This is a genomic window from Polaromonas sp. P1_F2, assembly GCF_056405735.1.
This window is the reverse complement of the sequence record NZ_JBFUBN010000001.1, coordinates 777536-799029: the sequence shown is the minus strand read 5'-3', so window position 1 is coordinate 799029 and position 21494 is coordinate 777536. Positions and strand designations below refer to the sequence as shown.

General features: G+C 65.7%; 20 protein-coding genes. 5 read left to right on the top strand and 15 right to left on the bottom strand.

Annotation, left to right across the window (positions count from 1 at the left end):
• Positions 1-19: 19 nt before the first annotated feature.
• The 7 genes from AC1D0O_RS03920 to AC1D0O_RS03890 form a co-directional block, all read right to left on the bottom strand.
• Entirely contained in the window at positions 20-619 is a 600-nt protein-coding gene (locus tag AC1D0O_RS03920) for a cytochrome b/b6 domain-containing protein (protein ID WP_477652229.1), read from the bottom strand.
• Positions 620-763: 144 nt separating this feature from the next.
• Positions 764-2770, bottom strand: coding sequence for an SdrD B-like domain-containing protein (locus AC1D0O_RS03915; RefSeq protein WP_477652228.1), 2007 nt, complete (start codon positions 2768-2770; stop codon positions 764-766).
• Between the two features lie 80 nt (positions 2771-2850).
• Positions 2851-3678, bottom strand: a complete 828-nt coding sequence (locus AC1D0O_RS03910) for a COG1470 family protein (protein WP_477652227.1) — start codon at positions 3676-3678, stop codon at positions 2851-2853.
• Positions 3675-4157 (bottom strand): hypothetical protein, encoded by a 483-nt coding sequence (locus tag AC1D0O_RS03905; protein WP_477652226.1) that lies wholly within the window; start codon positions 4155-4157, stop codon positions 3675-3677. The genes AC1D0O_RS03910 and AC1D0O_RS03905 overlap by 4 nt, the downstream gene beginning before the upstream one ends.
• A complete protein-coding gene (locus AC1D0O_RS03900; protein WP_477652225.1) occupies positions 4154-4816 on the bottom strand; it encodes a hypothetical protein in 663 nt (220 codons plus the stop codon). The genes AC1D0O_RS03905 and AC1D0O_RS03900 overlap by 4 nt, the downstream gene beginning before the upstream one ends.
• A gap of 81 nt (positions 4817-4897) precedes the next feature.
• On the bottom strand, positions 4898-5545 hold the full coding sequence (locus tag AC1D0O_RS03895) for a hypothetical protein (RefSeq protein WP_477652224.1): 648 nt from the start codon (positions 5543-5545) through the stop codon (positions 4898-4900).
• 22 nt (positions 5546-5567) lie between these two features.
• Entirely contained in the window at positions 5568-6215 is a 648-nt protein-coding gene (locus tag AC1D0O_RS03890) for a hypothetical protein (protein WP_477652223.1), read from the bottom strand.
• Between the two features lie 158 nt (positions 6216-6373).
• Between AC1D0O_RS03890 and AC1D0O_RS03885 the strand changes: the two genes are divergently transcribed.
• The gene (locus tag AC1D0O_RS03885) at positions 6374-6997 is read left to right on the top strand and encodes a TVP38/TMEM64 family protein (protein WP_477652222.1); all 624 of its coding nucleotides are present in this window, start codon (positions 6374-6376) and stop codon (positions 6995-6997) included.
• Here the strand turns inward: AC1D0O_RS03885 and AC1D0O_RS03880 are convergent.
• The 5 genes from AC1D0O_RS03880 to AC1D0O_RS03860 all read right to left on the bottom strand — a co-directional run bounded on the left by AC1D0O_RS03880 (position 6978) and on the right by AC1D0O_RS03860 (position 10912).
• A complete protein-coding gene (locus AC1D0O_RS03880) occupies positions 6978-7496 on the bottom strand; it encodes an O-acetyl-ADP-ribose deacetylase (protein ID WP_477652221.1) in 519 nt (172 codons plus the stop codon). The genes AC1D0O_RS03885 and AC1D0O_RS03880 overlap by 20 nt on opposite strands.
• Positions 7497-7546: 50 nt before the next feature.
• The gene (locus AC1D0O_RS03875) at positions 7547-8278 is read right to left on the bottom strand and encodes an amino acid ABC transporter ATP-binding protein (RefSeq protein WP_477652220.1); all 732 of its coding nucleotides are present in this window, start codon (positions 8276-8278) and stop codon (positions 7547-7549) included.
• Complete coding sequence (locus AC1D0O_RS03870) at positions 8256-9023, bottom strand: amino acid ABC transporter permease (protein WP_477652219.1); 768 nt, start codon at positions 9021-9023, stop codon at positions 8256-8258. The genes AC1D0O_RS03875 and AC1D0O_RS03870 overlap by 23 nt, the downstream gene beginning before the upstream one ends.
• A 20-nt stretch (positions 9024-9043) precedes the next feature.
• A complete protein-coding gene (locus tag AC1D0O_RS03865) occupies positions 9044-9811 on the bottom strand; it encodes a basic amino acid ABC transporter substrate-binding protein (protein ID WP_436154207.1) in 768 nt (255 codons plus the stop codon).
• 210 nt (positions 9812-10021) lie between these two features.
• A complete protein-coding gene (locus AC1D0O_RS03860; protein ID WP_477652218.1) occupies positions 10022-10912 on the bottom strand; it encodes a dienelactone hydrolase family protein in 891 nt (296 codons plus the stop codon).
• Positions 10913-11226: 314 nt separating this feature from the next.
• Between AC1D0O_RS03860 and AC1D0O_RS03855 the strand changes: the two genes are divergently transcribed.
• From AC1D0O_RS03855 to AC1D0O_RS03840, 4 genes are all read left to right on the top strand, one after another.
• Entirely contained in the window at positions 11227-12033 is an 807-nt protein-coding gene (locus tag AC1D0O_RS03855) for a DUF2726 domain-containing protein (RefSeq protein WP_477652217.1), read from the top strand.
• Positions 12034-12126: 93 nt separating this feature from the next.
• Positions 12127-12414, top strand: a complete 288-nt coding sequence (locus AC1D0O_RS03850; protein ID WP_477652216.1) for an HNH endonuclease — start codon at positions 12127-12129, stop codon at positions 12412-12414.
• Complete coding sequence (locus AC1D0O_RS03845; RefSeq protein ID WP_477652215.1) at positions 12411-15209, top strand: 7TM diverse intracellular signaling domain-containing protein; 2799 nt, start codon at positions 12411-12413, stop codon at positions 15207-15209. Before AC1D0O_RS03850 ends, AC1D0O_RS03845 begins: the two co-directional genes overlap by 4 nt.
• Positions 15210-15219: 10 nt before the next feature.
• Entirely contained in the window at positions 15220-16812 is a 1593-nt protein-coding gene (locus tag AC1D0O_RS03840) for an alkaline phosphatase D family protein (RefSeq protein WP_477652214.1), read from the top strand.
• 28 nt (positions 16813-16840) lie between these two features.
• Here AC1D0O_RS03840 and AC1D0O_RS03835 read toward each other — a convergent pair whose 3' ends face one another.
• From AC1D0O_RS03835 to AC1D0O_RS03825, 3 genes are all read right to left on the bottom strand, one after another.
• A complete protein-coding gene (locus AC1D0O_RS03835; protein ID WP_477652213.1) occupies positions 16841-17962 on the bottom strand; it encodes a 2OG-Fe(II) oxygenase in 1122 nt (373 codons plus the stop codon).
• A 15-nt stretch (positions 17963-17977) separates the two neighbouring features.
• Entirely contained in the window at positions 17978-19318 is a 1341-nt protein-coding gene (locus tag AC1D0O_RS03830) for a TolC family outer membrane protein (protein WP_477652212.1), read from the bottom strand.
• A 211-nt stretch (positions 19319-19529) separates the two neighbouring features.
• Positions 19530-21389, bottom strand: coding sequence for an ABC transporter ATP-binding protein (locus tag AC1D0O_RS03825; RefSeq protein WP_477652211.1), 1860 nt, complete (start codon positions 21387-21389; stop codon positions 19530-19532).
• Positions 21390-21494: the final 105 nt, after the last annotated feature.

Sequence of the window (21494 nt, the reverse complement as noted above, 5' to 3'; positions counted from 1 at the left end):
TGTGGCTTGCGGGTATTGGTCAGCGGCCGCGCAGCATGTAGACCAGGGTCTTGGGCACCAGCGCGACCATCACGAGGTGCACGGCGACAAAACCGGCCAATGCGGCCATGGCGAAAAAGTGGACGAGGCGAGCGCCTTCATAACCACCCATGAGTTCACGCAGGATGGGGAACTGAACCGACTTCCACAGCACCAGGCCGGACACGACGATGAGCACGCTGTCGGCCATCACAAAAAGATAGGCCAGGCGCTGCACCATGTTGTAGTGGCGCGGGTCGGCGTGGGCCAGCTTGCCTTTCAGGGCGGCCAGCAGGTCGGCTGTGATGCCTTTGATGGAGAGCGGAAAGAATTTGTGGAACAGCCGACGCGTGAAGAGGTTGAAGGCCAGGTAGAGGATGCCGTTGAAGAACAGCAGCCACATGGCGGCGAAATGCCACTGCAGCGCGCCGCCCAGCCAGCCGCCCAGCGTGAGGTCCTTGGGAATCGTGAAGCCCAGGAAGGCGGTGGCGTTGTAGATGCGCCAGCCGCTCATCATCAGCACCACCACGGCCAGCGCGTTGAGCCAGTGCATGGCGCGCAGCCAGCCGGGGTGTATGGCTTGTTGTTTGCCTGTGTTCATTCAATGCTCCTCAGGGTTGCCCGTCAGCGGGATTTCCGGCGCAGTCTTGCCGCGTGTTGGGGTTTGGTCGGGCGGTGAGCGCGTTTCTTACAGTCGTCCCGGAATTTATTTATTTGTCGGCGGGGCGGGCAAGGCGGGACTGCTTCAGCGTTCGCGTTGCACGGGGAAATCCACGGATTGGTTCTGGCGGACCCGGACCGTGGTTTTGAAAGGGTCGCGAAGGGTCGGGCTCCAGGGCAGGGGAATGTTGTCCGGAGAGACTTCGAGCAAGTGTTCCCCGGCGGCGACCGAGGGAAATTCGTAGCGGCCCTGAGCGTCTGTTTGCGTCACGTAGCGCCGGTCAAGCATGACGGTGACGCCGGGTACACCGCCTTCGGAGGCTTCGCGCCGGCCGTTGGCGTCGGTGTCAAAAAACACGGTGCCCGCCAGGCTGCCGGCGCCGGTCCCGGGCAGGCCGCCCAGCGGCGCGGTCGCCATGCCGGCGTGGTCCTGGTAGCGCAGCAGCAGCTGGATGCTGCGATTGGCCTGGGTGTTGACCGGCGGCTGCAGCGTCGCCGCGGTCAGGGCCGAGACGACCAGGGCCTGCGGGGTTTCCCGGCCGCGCGACTCGGTGTAGCGCAAGGCCAGCGACCAGCCGGCGGAGGCCTGCCAGTTCAGGCCAATGTTGGCGTTGAGCGATTCGCCGCCATTGCCGCGTGTGCCGCGCAGGGAAGCGTCCAGCGACCATTGGGGCCAGGGCGACACGGTGCCGAGCACGCCCCAGACCAAGCCACTGGTGGAATTGGCGCTTCCCCGCATGCGCTCCAGGGCCAGTGAGGTGCTGAGAAGGGCCGTCCACAGCACGGGCCAGCTGTGGTCGACGCCCAGGCGCAGGGTGCGCGCGCCGGAGGCCTTGGCGAGGTCGGCCCGCCATTGCGTCTGGCCCCAGTCGCCGGCGCGGTTCCACGACAGCTGGACGGCCTGCCCCGGGCTTGTGATGGTGCGAAAACTCAAAGCGGCCCCGAGGGTGTTGCTGATGTCCAGCAGGTAGCGGCCGTTCAGGTTGACGAATGCGCTGCCTCCGGACGCGACGCTGCCCGTCTGGCCGCCGCTGACGGTGTCGCTCAATTCGGCGGCAAAACCCGCCTGCCACTGGCGGGTGGCGGTGTCGCCTTGCCAGTAGAGGCCCTGCAGGTTGCCGGCCAGGCCTGTGGTGCCCCAACGCAGGTTGGGCTCGAAGCGGAAAATACCGGCGGCCTGGCGCCAGCGTTCGGTGCGCCAGGCGGCGTCCAGCCAGAGGCCGGTCGCGCCGCCGATTTGCGTGGCCGTGCTTTGCACCACGTTGGCCTGCAGGCGCAAGCCGCCCACACGTTCGTTGGCCGTACCGTAGCCGGCGGCCAGGCCGGATCCCCAGGGGGACGGGCCTTCCCAGGAAGCGGCGGCGAACCAGGCGCTTGTGTTTTGCGTGATGCCGGCGCCCGCGCTGTCCGGAATGTCCTTGCCGGTGATCAGCTGGAATGCCACGTCGCTGCGTTCACCTGCTTTGACTGCCTTGCCGGCGGGCAGGCGAAATTGCGCGCCTGCCGACGTGATGCCGCCTGCCGAACTTTCAAACCCGGTGCTGTTGAAGCCGGTGAAGAGGCCGGTGCGGCCGGTTGCCGCGTTGAGGGCGATGGAATCGGGGAGGTACCACTGGCCGCCCACGCCGTGGATGGGCGTTGCCGGTAGGGACACCCGGCCGGTGCCGCGCGCCAGCCGGGTGCCGGTGGTGTTGATGTTGCCGGCGTTGTGGTTGGCCATCCATCCACCGTCCAGCGGCAATGCACGCTGGTCTATGCGCCAATCGCTGTCGCCGCCCTGTGCCCGGCCACTCGATGCGCCGGCGCCTTGCCGGGACAGGCTGGCATGGACGGACAGGGCGCCGTGGTTGGGGGTCTCCATGAAGCCGCCGAGGTCCAGTGCGCGAGTCGCGGTATTTCCGTTTCCCGTCTGCTTGAAGACGGCGTAGTCCGCGTGCCAGCTTCGCGGCCAGCCGGTTTCGTTGTACTCGCTGGCCTTGAGTTGGAGGCCGCCGTCCAGTCCCGGCTGGCCGTCCATGACGCGGTCAAGGTAAGAGCCTGCAGCCTGCGTGCTTGCCGGCTGGCCCAGCGCCGCGGCGCTTGTGAAGAGCATGCCCAGGCCCGCGAGGCCGCGGCGGCACCATGGCGTGAAAAGAAGCAGGAGGAGGGCGGCGGGCGAATGCGCCTGCCCTTTCATGGCGCGAAAAGCTGTTCGATGTTTTGCGTCTTGCCTTTGCCCCATTCGAGCTTTCCGCGCACCGTCACGGGAAAGCGGATGGTCGCGGCGCTGTCCGGGTCGCCGGGGCGCGTCGCGTTTAGCGTGACGCCGCGTGTTTCGCCGGGCAGTATCGGAGTGTTGGCCGGTGAAAATTCAAGTGCGGTGTTGGACGCGTCCGTACCGCTCAGGAAGCCGCCGACGCGGCCGTGGGCTGCTCCGCTATTGCGTATTTGCAGGACGGGTGTGGGCTGGCCATTTACGGACTGAACCCCGGCTCCGGCAATGCTCAATTCCGGTGCGGCGCCGCCGACGGCTACATAGACCACGATGCCCAGGCGGGCTGAAAAGGGAATGGGCGGGCCGGACTCCATGCGGGTGAGTTGTTCCTGGCCTTCGAGCAGGATGGCAAAACGGCACTCTCCGGGTGGCGCGTCGGGGGGAACGGTGACTTCGAAACGGAAACGGTAGGGTCGCCCGCCCGCCATGATGAGCTCGCGCCGCTCGATGGCGACCCATGGCCGGCAACTGCCGGGTTGTAGCTCTTCGGAGAAGCTGACCGAGTTGTCCGTGCCCAGGCGCCAGTCGGCCGTCTTGATGCCGAAGCTGGCCGATGCCGGCGACGCATTGGTGATTTCGATGACTTGCCGGCTTCGCTCACCGGGTTTGAGTTCGAGTTCAAAGCGCGGGGGAGACACCGCCAGCGCGAACTCGGCGGCCGCGGCGCAGGGCGCGATCAAGACCATCACAAGGAAAAAAACGCCCGCCGCATAGCGCCGGGCAAGCGCCAAACCAGGGTTGTTCATGGGGTATCCACCTCAAAATAAAACTGCAGGGTCTGCGGTGACACCAATGCCCTGCCGTCGGTCCTGAGCGTCAGCTCGAGGGTCTCTTCGAGAGACGCCACGCCGGCGCTGCTTTCAAAAATCAGCGTGCGCGAGCCCGTGCGGACGGTTCCCGGCAACAGGCGGCCTTGGGTACGCCAGGTGGCATGGACGGGCTCGCCCGCTGCCGGCGCCAGCCCCATATAAAGTTTGATGGGCTGGTTCAGCCAGCGCGACAGGTTCAGGCGCAGGGCCACGCGCACGCCGGCCTCGACCGAGTTGTCGGCCCCGCGGCCTGGAACCAGTTGCCGCCAGCGCATGGGGACAACGCCCTGGCTGACGACGGTGCCGCTGTCGTCCACGCGCGTTGTGCCGGCTAGCGCACGTTCCTGGGTGATCAAGCCCGCCGCCAGCAGGCATATCGCAATGATTCGCGCCAGGCGCGACGGCTTGCTCGTCACGGCGCCGTCAGGGTGTAGCTGACCCTGCCTGTGAAGATGCCTGAGCCCACGAACTGGGCATTGGCGTAGCTGAACTGCAGGCAGCTCTCAAACCAGGTGTTGCGTGCGATGCTCAACAGGGTTTGCGATGCGCCACCGACAAATGTGCCGCTGGAGATGGTCGGTGCCGCATCGGATGTGCCGGCCGAAACCCATGAAACCGTGCTGAAAGGAATGGTGCTGCCGCTGGTGCTGGTCAGGGAGGCCGGCGCCGTCGCGCTGAGGGTGGCATTGCTTGCCGAACCCGGCGCGCGGTAGAAGCCGCCGACATAGACCTGCGCGGGTATCGTGCAAAACGCGCGGCCATCGTAGCGACTTGTCGCTACGGTGCTATCGCTGGTCATGGCGAGTGAGCCGGCTCCCAGGCTGGCGGCCGGAACGGTGACGCTGACAAGGTTGATGGTGGCGTTGTTGCCGGGGGTGCCTCCGGCATTGAAATTGCCCCCGGTCATGGTGCCGGAACCCACTTGCAGGAACAGTGAGCGTGTGCCCGGCGTGATGCTGACGGAGAAAGCCTGGACACCGCCGCACAGCAAGGCGCTGCCGATGGCGACAAGCCCGCTACGCAGGCCCGGTGTACCGCGGTGAAAAGGCGATGCGAAGGCAAACAGGGGGCGCATGGGCGTCGCTTTACGCTGTTCAGGACAGGATCAAGGAAATGGCCTCACGGGGGAGGCCATTTTTGGGGAAAAGGTGAAGGATCAGAGTTGGGTGGCTGTGTAGGTGACGCGCCCGTTTTTGGCGATCGTGCCGCCATAGGTGCCGGCAGCGGGGATGTTTGCATTGAGATAGCTGTAGGTCCATTTGCCTTCGAGGCGGACCAGGCGATTGGTGGCCGTCAGGGTGGCGGCCGTGCCCGTGCCGCCGGAAGCGCCGGTGTTGAAGGCGGGGTGGGTGATAGAGGCGTTGGTGAAGCCGGAGGTGGTGGCCGCCAGGGCCGCGCCCGCGACGCTGATCTGGCTCCAGGGAATGGTTTCGCCGGCGGTGCCGGTCGTGAGCGGGCCGGTGGTGGTCGAGTTCAGGCTGATGTTGCCGCCGTTGCCGTAAACGCGCACCGTCACGGCGCCCAAGGTCAGGTCGCCGCCTGTGCCGGCAATAACGCTGGCATCGCCCACATTGGCGGCCGGCACCGTGAAGGTGGTGGAGTCTATGGTGCCGTCGGTGGCCGTATTGCCGGAGCTGGTGCCGACACGCAGGAACAGCACCTGCGGGATGACGATCGTCACGTCCACGCGCGCAGCGGCGGTGGAGCCGACGATTGCCGGGGCGGTATAGGTGGATTCAGCGTGAGCGGGTGCGGCCAGCAAGCCGGCGAGGCTCAAAAGGCTGGCAAGAAGTATTTTTTTCATCATGATTTCCCCGTTCAAGAAGTTAGAGTTGAGTGGCTGTGTAGGTGACGCGGCCATTTTTGGCGATCGTGCCGCCATAGGTGCCGGCGGCGGGAATGTTTGCATTGAGGTAGCTGTAAGTCCACTTGCCCTCGACGCGGACCAGGCGGTTGGTGGCCGTCAAGGTGGCGGCCGTGCCGGCGCCGCCGGAAGCGCCGGTGTTGAAGGCCGGGTGGGTGATGGCGGCATTGGTGAAGCCGGACGTGGTGGCCGCCAGGGCCGCGCCCGCGACGCTGATCTGGCTCCAGGCAATGGTTTCGCCGGCGGTGCCGGTCGTCAGGGGGCCGGTGGTGGTGGAGTTCAGGCTGATGTTGCCGCCGTTGCCGTAAACGCGCACTGTCACGGCGCCCAAGGTCAGGTCGCCGCCGACACCGGCAATGACGCTGGCATCGCCCACATTGGCGGCGGGCACCGTGAAGGTGGTGGCGTCAACGGTGGTCGTCGTCGAGGTGTTGCCAGCGCTGGTGCCGACCCGCAAAAACAGGACTTGCGGAATGACAATGGTGAAGTCCAGGCGTGCCGTCGCCGTCGAGCCGGTCGTGGCGGGGGACGTGAAGGTGGACTCGGCGTTGGCTGGCATGGCCAGCAAGCCGGTAAGGCCCAAGGCGCTGAGTGCAATGACTTTTTTCACAAAACTCCCCAGTTGAAATTGAAAGCCTGCAAACGATTTGTGAGGGCTGATGTGAGGTTAGTGAAATTTGTTGCGAAGTTGTAAGCAATGGTCCACCCAAAGACAATCTTTGCTTTTTTTTGATGCCGAATTACGGGGTGTGCAAGTGTTGAGGCTGGATGCCTAGAATCGGCAGCAACTTCCGGCAACGCCAAAACCATTCCATCCAGATGCACCGCTACAAGCACAAACGCCTCTTCGCCGTGTTGGCCTTTCTGGGCTTGCTGCTGGCGGTGTTCCAGCTTTCGGGCCTGCGCGACAACTTCAGCTTGGCGTTTCTGCACCAGAAGTTCCTGGACAACGAGGCCAGCGGGCTGCTGATTTTTATCGCGCTGTTCGCGCTGGGCAATCTGATCCAGATACCGGGCTGGATATTCCTGGCGGCTGCGGTGTTGGCGCTGGGCGAGGTCTGGGGCGGCGTGGCGACCTACCTGGCGGCGGTGGTTTCATGCGCCTTTACCTTCTGGCTGATACGCCTGCTGGGCGGCGATGCCTTGCGGCAGATCAAGGGGCAGTGGGCGCAGCGGGTGCTCGCGCAGTTGGATGCGCGGCCGGTGGCGAGCATCGTGGTGCTGCGCATGCTGCTGCAGACCGTGCCGGCGCTCAACTACGCGCTGGCGATGTCGGGTGTGAAGTTTCGCGACTATCTATCAGGGACCCTGCTGGGCCTGCCGCTGCCTATCGCGCTGTACTGCGTGTTTTTTGACTACCTGGCGCGGATGCTCAAGGTGCCGGGGTATTGAGCACGCGTTCGTAAACCGCAAGGTCCTGCGCCGAGAAGCAGCAGAACACCACCTCCTTTAAGGGGGAGGGTTCCTGTAAGGCCTGGCGCACGCTGTCTACTGCGACCCGGGCGGCCAGTTCAATGGGATAGCCGTAGATGCCGGTGCTGATGCTCGGGAAGGCCAGAGACGTGATGCCTTTGGCGGCTGCGATTTCCATTGAGCGCCGGTAGCAGGACGCCAGCAGTTCGGGCTCACCGTTATTGCCGCCGCGCCAGACCGGGCCCACGGTGTGGATGATGAATCTGGCGGGAAGCTTGTAGCCCTTGGTCGCCTTGGCTTCACCCGTTTTGCAACCGCCCAGCAGCCGGCATTCATGGACCAGCTCGGGGCCGGCGGCGCGGTGGATTGCGCCGTCGACACCGCCACCGCCCAGCAGCGATGAATTGGCGGCGTTGACGATGGCGTCAAGCTGCAGCTTGGTGATGTCGGCCTGGACGGCCCTGAGGGTGGCGGCCATGGTGAAGTCTCCAAGAGAAGAAGAGGCCCGCATCGCATGCGGGCCCCGGCTCACAAGACCTTGCTCAGGAAGCGCCGGGTGCGTTCTTCCTTGGGGTTGTCGAAGATCTCCGAGGGCGAGCCTTCTTCGATCACCAGTCCTTCATCGATGAACATCACGCGATCGGCCACCTGGCGGGCAAAACCCATCTCGTGGGTTACGACCACCATGGTCATGCCTTCCTCGGCCAGCGCCTGCATGACGGCCAGCACCTCGCCGACCATTTCGGGGTCCAGCGCGGAGGTGGGTTCGTCGAACAGCATGATGCGCGGCTGCATGGCCAGCGCGCGGGCAATCGCCACGCGCTGCTGCTGCCCGCCGGAGAGCTGGTTGGGATAGGCGTCTATTTTGTCGAGCAGACCGACCTTGACCAGCAGTTCGCTGGCGCGGTTGCGAGCTTCCAGGGCCGTGAGCTTGCGCACCTTGGTGGGCGCCAGCGTGATGTTTTCCAGCACGGTCTTGTGCGGAAACAGGTTGAAGCGCTGGAACACCATGCCGATTTCGGAGCGCAGGGCGTCGACGTCGGTCTTGGGTTCGTGCACCGATACGCCGTGCACCAGCACCTCGCCGCCGCTGGCGTCTTCCAGGCCGTTGAGGCAGCGCAAAAAGGTGCTTTTGCCGGAGCCGGAGGGGCCGATGACGCAGACGACTTCGGTGGCCTTGATGGCGCAGTCGATACCGCGCAGCACCGGGGTGTGACCAAACTGCTTGGTCAGGCGCTTAACGCGAATCACCTCGTCCATAACGAGCCTCCAGTTTCTTGACAAGGTAAGCCAGGCCCAGCGTCAGCACCCAGTACATGACGGAGATGGTGAGGTAGGGTTCCCAGTAGCGTGAATAGGCGCCGGCGACGGTGCGCGCGGCGTAGGCGAGTTCGGCCAGGCCGATGGCCGAGATCAGCGACGAATCCTTGAGCAGCGAGATCGCGTTGTTGCCCAGCGGCGGCAGCATGCGGCGGAAGGCCTGCGGCAGCACGACGTGGTACATGGTGCGCGGGAAGGACATGCCCAGCGAGCGGGACGCCTCGACCTGGCCCTTGTCGATGGACTGGATGCCGGCGCGGAAGATCTCGGAGATGTAGGCGCCGGCATTGAGCGTGAGGGCCACGATGCCGGACAGGAAGGCGCCATAGTTCTGCTTGATGTTGCGCGCGGTTTCACCCGAGATGACCAGGCCGTCGGCCGGGTTGATGAACAGCGGCAGCACGGCGAAGTGGATCAGCAGGATCTGCACGAACAGCGGCGTGCCGCGGAAAAAACTCACGTAGACGGTGGACGGCCAGCGCAAGGCGTATTTGCAGATCTCGCGCGCGGGCGAGTGGCGGGACTCCGCCACGCGCGCCATGCCGATGGCCAGGCCCAGCAGGGTGCCTTGCACGATGCAGATCAGCGTGACCGTGATGGTCATCTGCAGGCCGCGCCAGAACAGCACGCTGTACTCGGCGATGATGTCGGCCCTGAACCAGCCGAACCAGAGGACTTGCTCCATATCGGGAAAGCCTCAGCGGTTTATTGCGCGGGCAACGCGGGTGCGTCGGCCTGGAACCACTTCTTGTAGATGGCGGCATAGCTGCCGTCGGCCTTGACGGCGGCGAGGCCGGCGTTGAGCTTGTCCAGCAACGCCTTGTTGCCCTGCTTCACGACGATGCCGAAGTATTCCTTGGGGAAGCTGGCGTCGGACACGGTCTTGAGCTGCTTGTGCTCCTGGGTGCGGAAGGCGATCACGCCGTTGTCGCCGATGGCGGCGTCCAGGCCGTTGTTGGCGAGCTCGGAGATCACCACGGGGGTGCTTTCAAAGCGGCGGATGTCGGGGTTGGTCTTGCCGAATTCGCGCGAAGCCATGTCGTCGCCGGTGCTGCCGGTGACCACGCCGATCTTCTTGCCGGCCAGGTCTTTCAGGCCCTTGGCCGTGCTGTTGCTGTGCACGGCGATCAGCTGGCGCGCCTCGAAGTAGGGGGTGGTGAAGTCGTAGGACTGCTTGCGCTTGTCGTTGATGGTGACGCCGGAGATGACCAGGTCCACGTCGCCGTTGTTGAGGGCCGCGAAGATGCCGGTCCAGGGCGTGTTGACGATCTTGATCTGCAGGCCGGCCTTCTGGGCGATGGCCTTGATCATGTCGACGTCGTAGCCGACGATTTCCTTGGTTGGGCTTTCATAGGCAAAAGGGCGGTAGGTGGCGCTGGAGCCGACGACCAGCTCCTTGTTCTGGGCGTGGGCGGCGCCGAAGGCGAGGGTCAGCAGGCCGGCGGTGGCGGCGATCTTGTGCAGGAGGTTCATGGTGGTTGTCCGGAAAGGAGAGGGTAAAAATGCTTGCCGGCCCCGCACGGGGGCGAAAAAGCGAAAGTAGCCAATGGTAACGCCTGCAAAAGCCGTGCCCGCCGGCCGGCGGGCAGGGTTTTCGCGCAGAGGGGATGGGCGACGGGGAAAACGGGGCCAAAGAAGCCCAAAGGACCAAAGGAGGGCCCCCCTAAAAGGGCCTCGGGGCGGTCAAGCCCTGAGTTTTTGGTTGAAAAACGCCACGGTGCGTTCCCAGGCCAGTTTGGCGGCGGTGGCGTCGTAGCGCGGCGTGGTGTCGTTGTTGAAGCCGTGCTGGGTGCCGGGGTACTGGTAGGCGGTGTAATTGGCGCCGGCCGCCTTCAGGGCGGCCTCGTAGGCGGGCCAGGAGGCGTTGATGCGCTCGTCGACCGCCGCGAAATGGATCAGCAGCGGGGTTTTGACCTTGGCGGCGTCTTCCACCGGGGGCTGGTTGCCGTAGAAGGGCACGGCCGCATTGAGTTCTGGCAGCCGGGTGGTCAGCGTGTGTGTCATGCCGCCGCCGTAGCAGAAGCCGACCACGCCGAGCTTGCCGTTGCAGTCGTCCCGGGCCTTGAGCCAGGTGACGGCGGCCACGAAGTCCTCGGTGCACTTGCGCTGGTCGAGTTTGGCGAACAATTCGCGCGCCTTGTCCTCGTCGCCGGGGTAGCCGCCCAGGGGCGTGAGGGCGTCCGGCGCGAAGGCGAGGAAGTTGTCCAGCGCCAGCCGGCGCGTGATGTCTTCTATATGAGGGTTGAGGCCCCGGTTCTCGTGGATGACCAGCACGCCGGGCAGCTTGCCGGTGGCGTTGGCCGGCTTCGCGAGGTAGCCCTTGACGGTGCCGGTGCCGGCGGACGACGGGTAGCTGACCATCTCGGTCTTCAGGCGCTTGTCGTCCTTGGGGATTTGCTGCCCCGCGGCGAAGTTCGGGCTCAAGGCCGCCAGCAGGGCGGTGGCCGTCATGCCGGCGGTGGCGAATTTCTGGGCGCGTTCCAGGAAGCCGCGCCGGTCCAGGGTGCCGTGCACATAGGCGTCAAACAGAATCAGCAGTTCCTGGTCAAAGTCCTGGGCAGTCTTGAGTGGCATGGCGGCTCCTGCAAAAAGTCCAGCATAACGATTCAGGCGCCGCCTTGCAAAGAGTGCCTTGCCCGCCACACGACGGCGGGGCGGCCGATGCTGGCCTGCTATGAAACAAGTAGCTGCTGGCGCCCATGCCGGCTGGGCTGGGAGCCTTGTTATGCCTGCGGCGGGCGGAAAACCGGCAAAAACCTGTTTTAATAATGCCTTGGCCGCCGGCCGCTCAAATTGACACGGCGGGCTTTCTGTGACTCACTGGCTCACCGGGCCTGCCGGACGCACCGCCTCCGGCAGCGGCGCCCCACAACGAGGAGAACCGCATCTTGAACCTGATTTCATGGCTGATGGCATTGCTGGGCGTGGCCGTGGGCGCGCTGGCCGGGATCCTGTTGTACGCCCGCGCCTTGCGAAAAAAGGCCAGCGAAAATCTGCGCGTTCCCAAAAAATGGCCGCTGACCGCGCGCGGCGTCGTGACCAACGATGAATATGAAGTCTGGAAATGGATGCGCAGCACCTTCCACGACCACGTGGTGATGCTCAAGCTGCCGGTGCTGCGCTTCACCATTCCTGTCGAAAAAGACAAGGACAAGGAAAAAAACAAGGAAAAGAACGAGCGCCTGCTCGAACTGCTCAACGGCGTCTACACCACCTTTACCGTCTGCACGCTGGACGGCAAGGTGGTGGGTTGTGTCGACCTGCGCGGCAAGCGCGACGTGAGCCGGGCCAGCCGCGAACTCAAGGAAAACCTGCTGTCCGACTGCGGCATCGCCTACACCACGGTGAAGGCCGGCCGGCCGCCCAGCGTCAGCGCCATGCGCGCGGCTTTCCTGGGTGAAATCCCCGAAGAGCTGATCCAGGAAGACCAGGAAACGCGCGGTGGCGACAGCAGCTTCCATGCCGACCTGGAGTCCTTCACGCGGGAGCGCATGAAGGCCGCCAAGGACGCCGCGCTCAAGGAACTCAACAAGGAAACCAAGCAGGAAGCCGCCCAGGCTGCCGCCAACCGCAACATCGGCTTCAACCCCGACGGCACCGGCGGCCTTCGCATCGACAAGGGAGACCGCTTTGCCATGCAGTGGGAGGACTCCTTCATCGAACCCGCGGATGCGCGGCCCGCCAAGCTCGAATAAGGGCCGGCCTATGAGCGCGGGCCCCCAGCAGGTGTTTGCCCCGGCACGCCTCCAGCCTTTCAGTCTTGTCTCCCTCGCCATGAAAAAGCCATCGTGAGCAGGCTGGGCCACACCCGCGACAAGATCTACAAGACCGTGGCGCGGCAGCTTCACGGCGTGGTGCCGTGCTGGGTCTGCGGCGAACACGTCACGCCCGAGGCGGCGACCCTGGAGCACATCCAGCCGCTCAGCGAGGGCGGCAACAGCCACGCGGAAAACCTCGCCATCAGCCATGAAGTCTGCAACGGCCAGCGGCATGCCGCGGGCACGGTGCCGGCCTCGGCCGCCGCACCTGGGCGCGTGCTCAGGCGCGCGGCGGCGGACCCCGGCGTTCCCGCATGAGGCCGGGCTGGTTGCGGGGAATGTGGGTGCTGCCGGCCGTGTTGCTGGCCGGCCTGGCCTTTTCGGCCCCCGCGCAGAAGCCGGCCCAGTCCCGGGTGCAGCCGACCGTCACCGCGGTGGCGGAGGCCGACATCGGCCCCGGGCTCGCCATCAGCAACGAAGGCCGCTACGCGCTGTCGCGTTCTTTTACCTACCTGGAGGACGCCGGCGGCGAACTGGCGCTGGCCGATATCCTGAAACCCGAGGCCCAGGCGCGTTTCCAGCCGGTGCCGCAAACCGGCCCGGCCACCAATTTCGGGCTGACCCGTTCGGCCATCTGGCTGCGTGTGACCTTGCGCACCGCCCGCGACGCGCCTGCCGACTGGATGCTGGAGCTGGCCTACCCGCCGCTGGACCGGCTGGAGCTGTACGCGCCGGATGGCAAGAGCGGCTTCAGTCGCCAGGTCGGCGGCGACCTGTCTCCTTTTGCCGAGCGGGCCGTGGTGCACCGCAACCACGTGATGCCGGTACGCCTCAAGCCCGGCGCCGCCAGCACCTTGTACCTGCGGGTCAGTTCGGGCGGCACGGTGTCGGCACCGGTGAGCCTGTGGCAGCCCGCCGCACTGTGGCGGCACGACCAGGCCGAGTACGCCACCATCAGCTTGTATTTCGGGCTGCTGATCGGCTTGCTGCTGTACAACCTGCTGCTGTTTTTCTCGGTGCGCGACCGGGCCTATGTGATTTATGTGGCCTTCGTGGCCTGCATGGCCCTCGCGCAGGCGGCCCTGACCGGCTTCGGCGCGCAGTTTCTCTGGCCGGGCCTGCTCTGGTGGAACAGCGTCTCGCCGCCTGCCGGCATGGCCTCGACCGCGGTCTTCGGGCTGCTGTTCGCGCGCAGCTTTTTGTCCAGCGCGCTCAGGATGCCGCGCCTGGACCGGCTCATGCTGTCGCTGGTGGCCGGCTGGCTGCTGACCCTGCTGGCGGCGCTCACGCTGCCTTATGTGGTGTCGTCCCTGATGGTGACGGTGCTGGCGGTCTTCAGCGTCGTCACGCTGGTGGTGGTGGGCGTGCTGAGCGTGCGCTCCGGCCACCCGGGCGCGAAATACTTCCTGGCGGCCTGGGCGCTGCTGCTGGTGGGTGTGGTGACGCTGGCGTTGCACAACACCGGCATGCTGCCATCGCATGCGCTGACGGCCAATTCGCTGCTCATAGGTTCGGCGCTGGAGATGGTGGTGCTGTCCTTCGCGCTGGCCGACCGCATCAACGTCACGCGACGCGAAAAAGAGCAGGCGCAGGCGCGCACCCTGGCCGAGCACGCCATGGTGGAGGCGTTGAGTGTTTCGCAGGAGAATTTCCGCACGCAGCTCAAGGAGCGCGAGATGATCCTGGAAAACTCCATCGTCGGGATTGCCTTCCTGACGCCGGACGGGCGCTTTCGCTGGGCCAACCAGGCCATGCTGGAAGTCTTCGGCGCCGGCAGCCATGAGTTGACCTCGATGGAACCCTTTTACCTCTCGCGTGAGGAATACATCCGGGTGGGCGGCGAGGTGGCGGCCTGCGTCAGCCGCGGCGAAAACTACGAGGCCGAGATCCAGGTGAAGCAGTTCGACGGCACGCTGATCTGGGTGTCGCTGTCGGGCAAGGCCGTCAGCGAGCGCGACCTGAGCCAGGGCACGGTCTGGGTCATCATCAACATCACGCGCCGCAAGGAACTGGAGGCGCAGCTGGTGCGCACCTCCTCGGAGCGCGGTGCCATCCTCAACAGCGCGCTGGTGGGTATCGTGCTGTCGGTGAACCGCCGCCATGAGTGGGTCAACGAGAAGTTCGCGCAAATGATGGGTAGCCGGCGCGAAGACCTCATGGGCCAGCCCTCGAGCTACATCCACCCCGACCTGGCCACCTGGGAACAGTTCGGCAAGGAGGCGCGCGAAACCCTGATCGCCACCGGCAGCTACATCAGCGAACGCCAGCTCAAGCGCCGCGACGGGCAGCTCTTCTGGGTGCAGATGGCCGGCAGCTGCGTGCAGCCGAAAGACCCCGATTCAGGTGTGATCTGGGCCTTCCTCGACATCACCGAGCGGAAGAAGTCGGAAGAGGACACGCGCGAGGCGCTGGAGCAGCAGCGCGCGCTCAACGAGCTTCGCACCCGTTTCGTGGCCATGACCAGCCATGAGTTCCGCACGCCGCTCTCGGGCATTCTTTCGGCCGAGGAGTTGCTGCGGCACTACGGCAACCGGTTGCCCGAATCCGAGAAGCTCGAGATCCTCGACAGCATCGCCGCGGGCGTGAAACGCATGACGCGCATGCTGGACCGTGTGCTGCTGCTGGGCAAGGCCGATGCGCAGATGCTGGAGTTCGAACCGCATCCGCTGGACCTGCAGGCGCTGTGCCGGCAATTGGTCGAGGAGGCGCGCACGCAGCAACCCGACAGCCTGTGCGAGCTGCGCCTGGACTACGAGGCCGGGACAGGGCAGGGCCTTTACGACGAGAAGTTGTTGCGCCACATCTTCAGCAACCTGCTGTCCAACGCGGTCAAGTACTCGCCTCTGGGCGGCCTGGTGCTGTTCCGCGTGCGCACCGAAGAAGACACGGTCATCCTGGAAGTCGCGGACGAAGGCATAGGCATTCCGGAGGACGAGCTGCCGCACCTTTTCGAGTCATTCCACCGTGCCAGCAACGTGGGCACCATCCAGGGAACGGGCCTGGGCCTGGCGATCGTGCGCAACGCGGTCGACATCCACGGCGGCACCATAGATGTACGCAGCAGCGCGGGCTCGGGGACCACGTTTACCGTGCGTCTGCCGGTGCGGCATTGATCGGGCCAGCATGACCTCGCCGCTCATGATCCAGAGGCGCCGGCTGCTCCAGTCGCTGGCGCTGGCGGGCGCCGGCTGCTACCTGCCGGGCCGGGCGGCCGCGCAAGTGCGGCTCTCCGGCAACCCTTTCACGCTGGGCGTCGCCAGCGGTTCACCCACCCATGACTCGGTCGTGCTCTGGACCCGGCTGGCCCTGGAAGGTGAAGATGCCCTGCGGCTGCTGCCCGCGCCGGCGGCCGTGCGCTGGGAACTCGCGCATGACGAAGCTTTCACCCGCATCGTCCAGATTGGCCAGGCGCAGGCCGTTGCGGAGCTGGCGCATTCGGTGCATGTGGAGGTGCAGGGGCTGGAGCCCGACCGCTGGTATTTTTACCGCTTCGCCGTGGGCGGCGCCTTCAGCGCCACCGGCCGCACGCGCACCTTTCCCGCGCCCGGTGCGGTGGTGGCGCGGCTGCGGCTGGCCTATGCGTCCTGCCAGCGCTGGGAGCACGGCTATTACAGCGCCTACCGGCACATGCGGGATGAGAACCTCGACCTGGTGATGTTCCTGGGCGACTACATCTATGAATACCCCAACGCCGGCCAGGCCGTGCGCGTGCCCAGCGGCGGCTGGGTACTGACACTGGACGACTATCGCCGGCGCTATGCCCTGCACAAAAGCGATGCCGACCTGCAGGCCATGCACGCGGCCTGCCCCTGGCTGGTGACCTGGGACGATCACGAGGTGCAGAACGACTACGCGGGCGCATCGCCCGGCAACAGCGGGCCGCCGGTGGCCGATTTTGCTGCCCGGCGCGCCGCGGCCTACCAGGCCTTTTACGAGCACATGCCGGTGCGCGCCTCGGTGCTCACGCGCGCGGTGGCCGGCCTGGCCGGCGGCGCCGAGATGCGCATTTACCAGCGCCTGCCCTACGGCCGGCTGGCTTCGCTCTACATGCTGGACGCACGGCAGTACAAGGACGCGCAGGTTTGCACGCGTGATGGCAGGGCCGGCTCCAGCACGCTGAACCCGGCCGGCTGCGCTGCGTGGAAAGATCCGGCGCGCAGCATGCTGGGCGCGCAGCAGGAGAGTTGGCTCGATACCGAATGGGGCGGCGGCGCCGGCAAGGCGGCAGGCTGGAACCTCGTGGGCCAGCAGTCGCTTTTCGGCCGGCGCGATTTCCGCCCGGGGCCCGGCCAGGTGCTCTGGAACGACGGCTGGGACGGTTATACGGCGGCGCGGACGCGCTTCACGGACTCGCTGCGCAAACATGCCCTGGCCAACCCGGTGCTGCTGGGCGGCGATGTGCACGAGAACTGGGTGGGTCATCTCAAGGCCGACTATGAGGACGCGGCCAGCGCGGCCGTCGGCACCGAATTTTGCGGCACCAGCATCACCTCGCGCTCGTCCAGCGGCGCCAAAACCCCCGACACCCTGGCCGAGAACCCGCACTTCGTGTTCGCCGATTCGGAACGCAGGGGCTATGGCGTGGTGGAGTTGACGCCGGGCATGCTGACGACCACGCTGCGCGCGGTGGACGATGTGACACGCGCCGACAGCGGGGTGCAGACGCTGGCGCGCTTCGCGGTGCAGGCCGGGCGGCCGGTGGTCGAAAAAGCCTGAGTCCGGCGGCAGCCGGCAGTCATGCCGCCTAGGCCTTGTAGTCCGCCGAAAGGCCTTTGTCCAGGAAGGCCTTGTTGGCCTCGCGCACCTTCGCGGCCTCGTCGTCATAAAGGAAAGGCAGGAAGGCATAACGCCGTCCGCGCGTCACTGTCGACACGGCATGCAGCAAGGAGCAGGAGAACACCACCGCGCCACCCACAGGGGGTTTGTAAGACCGGGGGCCGTATTCCGGGAAGCAGACCTCGCCGCCCTCGAAATCATGGTTGAGGTTGATGGACACGGCGAAGCGCCTGTGGGCTGTGCCGCGGGTGGTGTTGTCGCGGTGGGCACGAAAATGCGCCTCCTGGTCGGCTCTGTAGCAGCCGATGATGTAACGCTCCATCCGTGTGGCCTTGAATTGATGCGCCTTGGCGATCTCGGGAACCACCCGGCGGTGGATCCAGGCTTGCGCGGCTTTCATGGTGGCGGGATCGGTGATGTCGTAGTCTTCGCGCCGCTTGTGTTCGTGGTCATGGGCCAGGACGGTTTTACCGTTCTCCTCGCGCATAAAACCCGACTCCCGGCCTCCATGGGTTTCGTAAAGTGCGATGAGCTCGCGGCAAAACTCCGGCGGGAAAACATTGGGCAGCACGAGGATGGGCGCCTGTAATTCGATGCCCGCGAAACGCGAGGGCGGTGGCAGCGCAGCGAGGTATGACAAAAGCGCAAGCATGTCGCCGGTATCACCGAGAGGCAGCACCTTCAGTACCCTGAGCGTGGGGTCCAGGACAAAGCACAGGCGGCGCAGTCCGGTGTGTTTCTGCTCCAGGTCGGCGTCGATCGGGACCGTCCCATAAAGCTCGCTGACCTGCGCGTCAAAGTCCCAGAGAAAGCGGTAGCCGGGGTAGTGGTCGGCGACGCGCTGCCCGCTTTCGTCGCCGGGGTCCAGACTGACGCCGAAAAAAGAGCAGTGCGCGTCGTTGAAGATATCCGGCCGCTTCAAGGCCATGGCTATGGCGTCCCGGGCCAGGGGATGCGCGGCGCTCCCGAAAAAGCACAGCACGATGTAGCGCCCGGCTGCAGCATGCAGGGAATAGCGGGGATTCGCAGAAGATCTTTGCCTGAACCAGGGTGCCGGATCGCCCGCGAGAAGATTGGAATACCTGGCCATTTGCTGACTTGAACTTCAGAGCGGCCCGGTTTCCAGCATGCCGTTGATGACGCTTAGATCGGCCTCGTCCAGCGTGGCGTTCGCGGCTTTGAGGCGCAGTCCCTGAAGCAGGGTTTCGGCCCGCGCCTTGTACCAGTCGCGCTGGGCCGCATACAGCTGCTGCTCGGCGTTGAGCACGTCCATGTTGATGCGCGTGCCGACGAGGTAGCCTATCTTGTTGGCGTCCAGTGAGCTTTTGCTGGACGCGATGGCCGAAGCCAGCGCCTGGACCTGCGCCGTGCCGTTGACGACGCCGGCGAAGGCCTGGCGCGCCTGGGTTGCCGCCTGCCGGCGCGCCGCTTCAAGGTCTTCCCCGGCCTTGCCCTTGAGCGCTACGGCTTCGCGAACGCGAGCCTGCACGCCGCCGCCGGCGTAGAGAGGAATGGTCAGGCTCATGCCGACCTGGCCGGAGCGTGAACGCACGGAAATATCAGCCGGGGAGGTGATGCTGCCTGAGGTGTAGTTGTTGCCGTAAGAAGCGGTCAGGTCCAGGGTCGGCGAATGCGCCGCCTGGCCTTTGGCGATCTCGCGGTCGGCGACTTCCAGTGTGGCCTGGGCGATGCGTACCTGGATGGATTGTTCGCGGGCGCTGTCCAGCCAGGGCTGGGCGCCTTCGGGCTGGATCCGCGGCAGAGGGCTGTCGGCGCGCAAAGCCGCCAGGCGGGCATGGGAAATCCCCAGGATGCGTGTCAGCTCGGCCAGCTTGTTCTGCAGCTCGTTGCCCGCCACCACCGCCTGGGCGCGCGACAGGTCCAGCCGCGACTGGGCCTCGTATACATCGGTCACGGTGCCGGTTCCGCCTTCGAAGGTGCGCCGGGCCAGGCTGCGTTGCTGCTCCATGGCGCCTGTTTGCAGTTGGGCCACCTGCTCGGCTTCCTGGGCCACCAGCACGTCAAGGTAGGCCTGCGCAGTGCGCAGGATCAGGTCCTGCTCGGCCAGACGGAACTGCGCCTCGGCCAGCAACTCCTGCTGTCCTACCTGGTCCAGGGTCGCCCGGCTGGTCGCGCGCCACAGGGGCTGGGTCAGTTGCAGGTTCCAGCTGCGGTTGTGCACGTCGCGCGACACTGGTGCCAGTTCGTTGAAAGAGGCCTGCCCGGACTGGCGGCTGGCGGCGCCGACCAGGTTGACCGCAGGCAGCAGGGCCGCGCGCGCCTGGGGCAGCCGTTCGCGTGCCGCCTGCAGCGCGTAGACGGCGCCCCGGTAAACGGGATCGCGCGCTTGGGCCTGGCGGTATACCTCCAGCAGGTCGGCGGCCGGCGCGTTGAACGCAGCGAACAACAGCGGCAGGCCGGTGGTCAGCCACAAGCTGCCGCGCATGGCATGTGGCGGCCTCTGCTTGTTCGATGTTTGACGTTTGAAGTGCGCCGGATGCACCGGCCCAGGTTCGGGGTGATGCACCTCGACCTCCCTGCAGTAGTGTTCAAATTTGAACCATACGGGAGGCCTTGGGCGCTTCTCGGGCCAATTGTCCGCAGCCGGACTTTCATTGCGGGAAATACCCGCCTTGAACGCGCTCGTGTGCGGTGGCTCAGGCCGCCAGTTCCTCTTCTTCCTCAAGGTTGTCGTTCAGGAAGCCGCCGCTCTGGTGGGCCCAGAGGCGGGCATACAGGCCGCCGTTGGCCAGCAGCGTGCGGTGGTCGCCTTCTTCGACGATGCGGCCCTGGTCCAGCACGATGAGGCGGTCCATGGCGGCGATGGTCGAGAGGCGGTGGGCGATGGCGATCACCGTCTTGCCCTGCATCAGCGTGTTCAGGCTGCTCTGGATCGCGACTTCGACTTCGGAGTCGAGTGCGCTGGTGGCTTCGTCCAGCAGCAGGATGGGCGCGTCTTTCAGCATCACGCGCGCGATTGCGATGCGCTGGCGCTGCCCGCCCGAGAGCTTCACGCCGCGCTCGCCCACGTGGGCGTCATAGCCGTGGCGGCCGTGCGGGTCGGTCAGGTCGGCGATGAAGCCATCGGCTTCGGCGCGCCGCGCGGCCATGCGCATGTCCTCGTCGCTGGCGCCGGGGCGGCTGTAGGTGATGTTGTCGCGCACCGAGCGATGCAGCAGCGAGGTGTCCTGCGTCACCATGCCGATGTGGCCGCGCAGGCTGTCCTGGGTCACGCCGGCGATGTCCTGGCCGTCGATCAGGATGCGCCCGCCGTCGAGGTCGTAAAACCGCAGCAACAGGTTGACCAGCGTTGATTTGCCGGCGCCGGAGCGGCCGATCAGGCCGATCTTTTCGCCCGGCCTGACGGTCAGCGTCAGCTGGTCGATCACCGGCTTGTTTTTGCCGTAGCTGAAGTTCACGGCTTCAAAGCGCACCTCGCCGCGCGGCACGTCCAGCGCGGCTGCGCCGGGGGCGTCCACGATGGTGTGAGGCCGCGACAGCGTATTGATGCCGTCCTGCACGGTGCCCACGCTTTCGAAGAGGCTGGTGGTCTCCCACATGATCCAGTGCGACATGCCCTGCAGGCGCAGCGCCATGGCGGTGGCCGCGGCCACCGCGCCCGCGCCGACCTGGCCCAGGTGCCAGAGCCACAGCGAGGTGCCGGCCATGCCGAGGATCAGGCCCATGCTGAGCGCGTGGTTGACGATCTCGAAGGCGCTGACGAGGCGCATCTGGCTGTAGCCGGTCTTCATGAACTCGCTCATGGCGTCGCGCGCGAAGCCGGCTTCGCGCCGGGTGTGCGAGAACAGCTTGACCGTGGTGATGTTGGTGTAGGCGTCGGTGATGCGGCCGGTCATCAGCGAGCGGGCGTCGGCCTGCAGCTTGCCGATGCGGCCCAGCCGCGGCACGAAGTAATAAAGGCTCGCGATGTAGAGCGCCAGCCAGACCAGGAAGGGCGCCACCAGTTTCATGTCGAAGGCCGCGGCCAGCACCGTCATGGTGGCGATATAGACCCCCATGGCGACCAGCACGTCGGCCAGCACGAAGAGCGTGTCACGCACGGCCAGCGCGGTCTGCATGACCTTGGTGGTCAGCCGGCCGGCAAACTCGTCCTGGTAGAAGGACATGCTTTGCCCCAGCATCAGGCGGTGAAAGTTCCAGCGCAGCCGCATCGGGAAGTTGATGGCCAGCGTCTGGTGCTTCACGGTGGTCTGCAGCGCCACGGCCGCGATGCTGCCCACCACGATAAACGCGAGCCAGCCCAGCGCGGTGCCGTGCTCGGCCCACAGCTTGGCGGGTGCTGTCGCGCCCAGCCAGTCGACGATGCGGCCCAGCATGGCGAACAGCAGCGCCTCAAAAATCGCCAGGACTGCCGAGAGCAGCGCCAGCTGCAGGATGTAGCCGCGCGCGCCTTCGGTACAGGCCCACAGAAAGGCCATGAAGCCCTTGGGCGGCAGGGAGGGATCGGCCTCGGGATAGGCGGGTAGCTGGCTTTCGAATCGCTTGAAAAAAACCATGGATGTTGCTTGTCTTTGGGTGCAGGTTCCTGCTTATAAGGCCTTATGGCTGCGGGATCGTTGACTTATTCTGGAAGGATTGATGCGCCGGCGGAGATGTGGCCG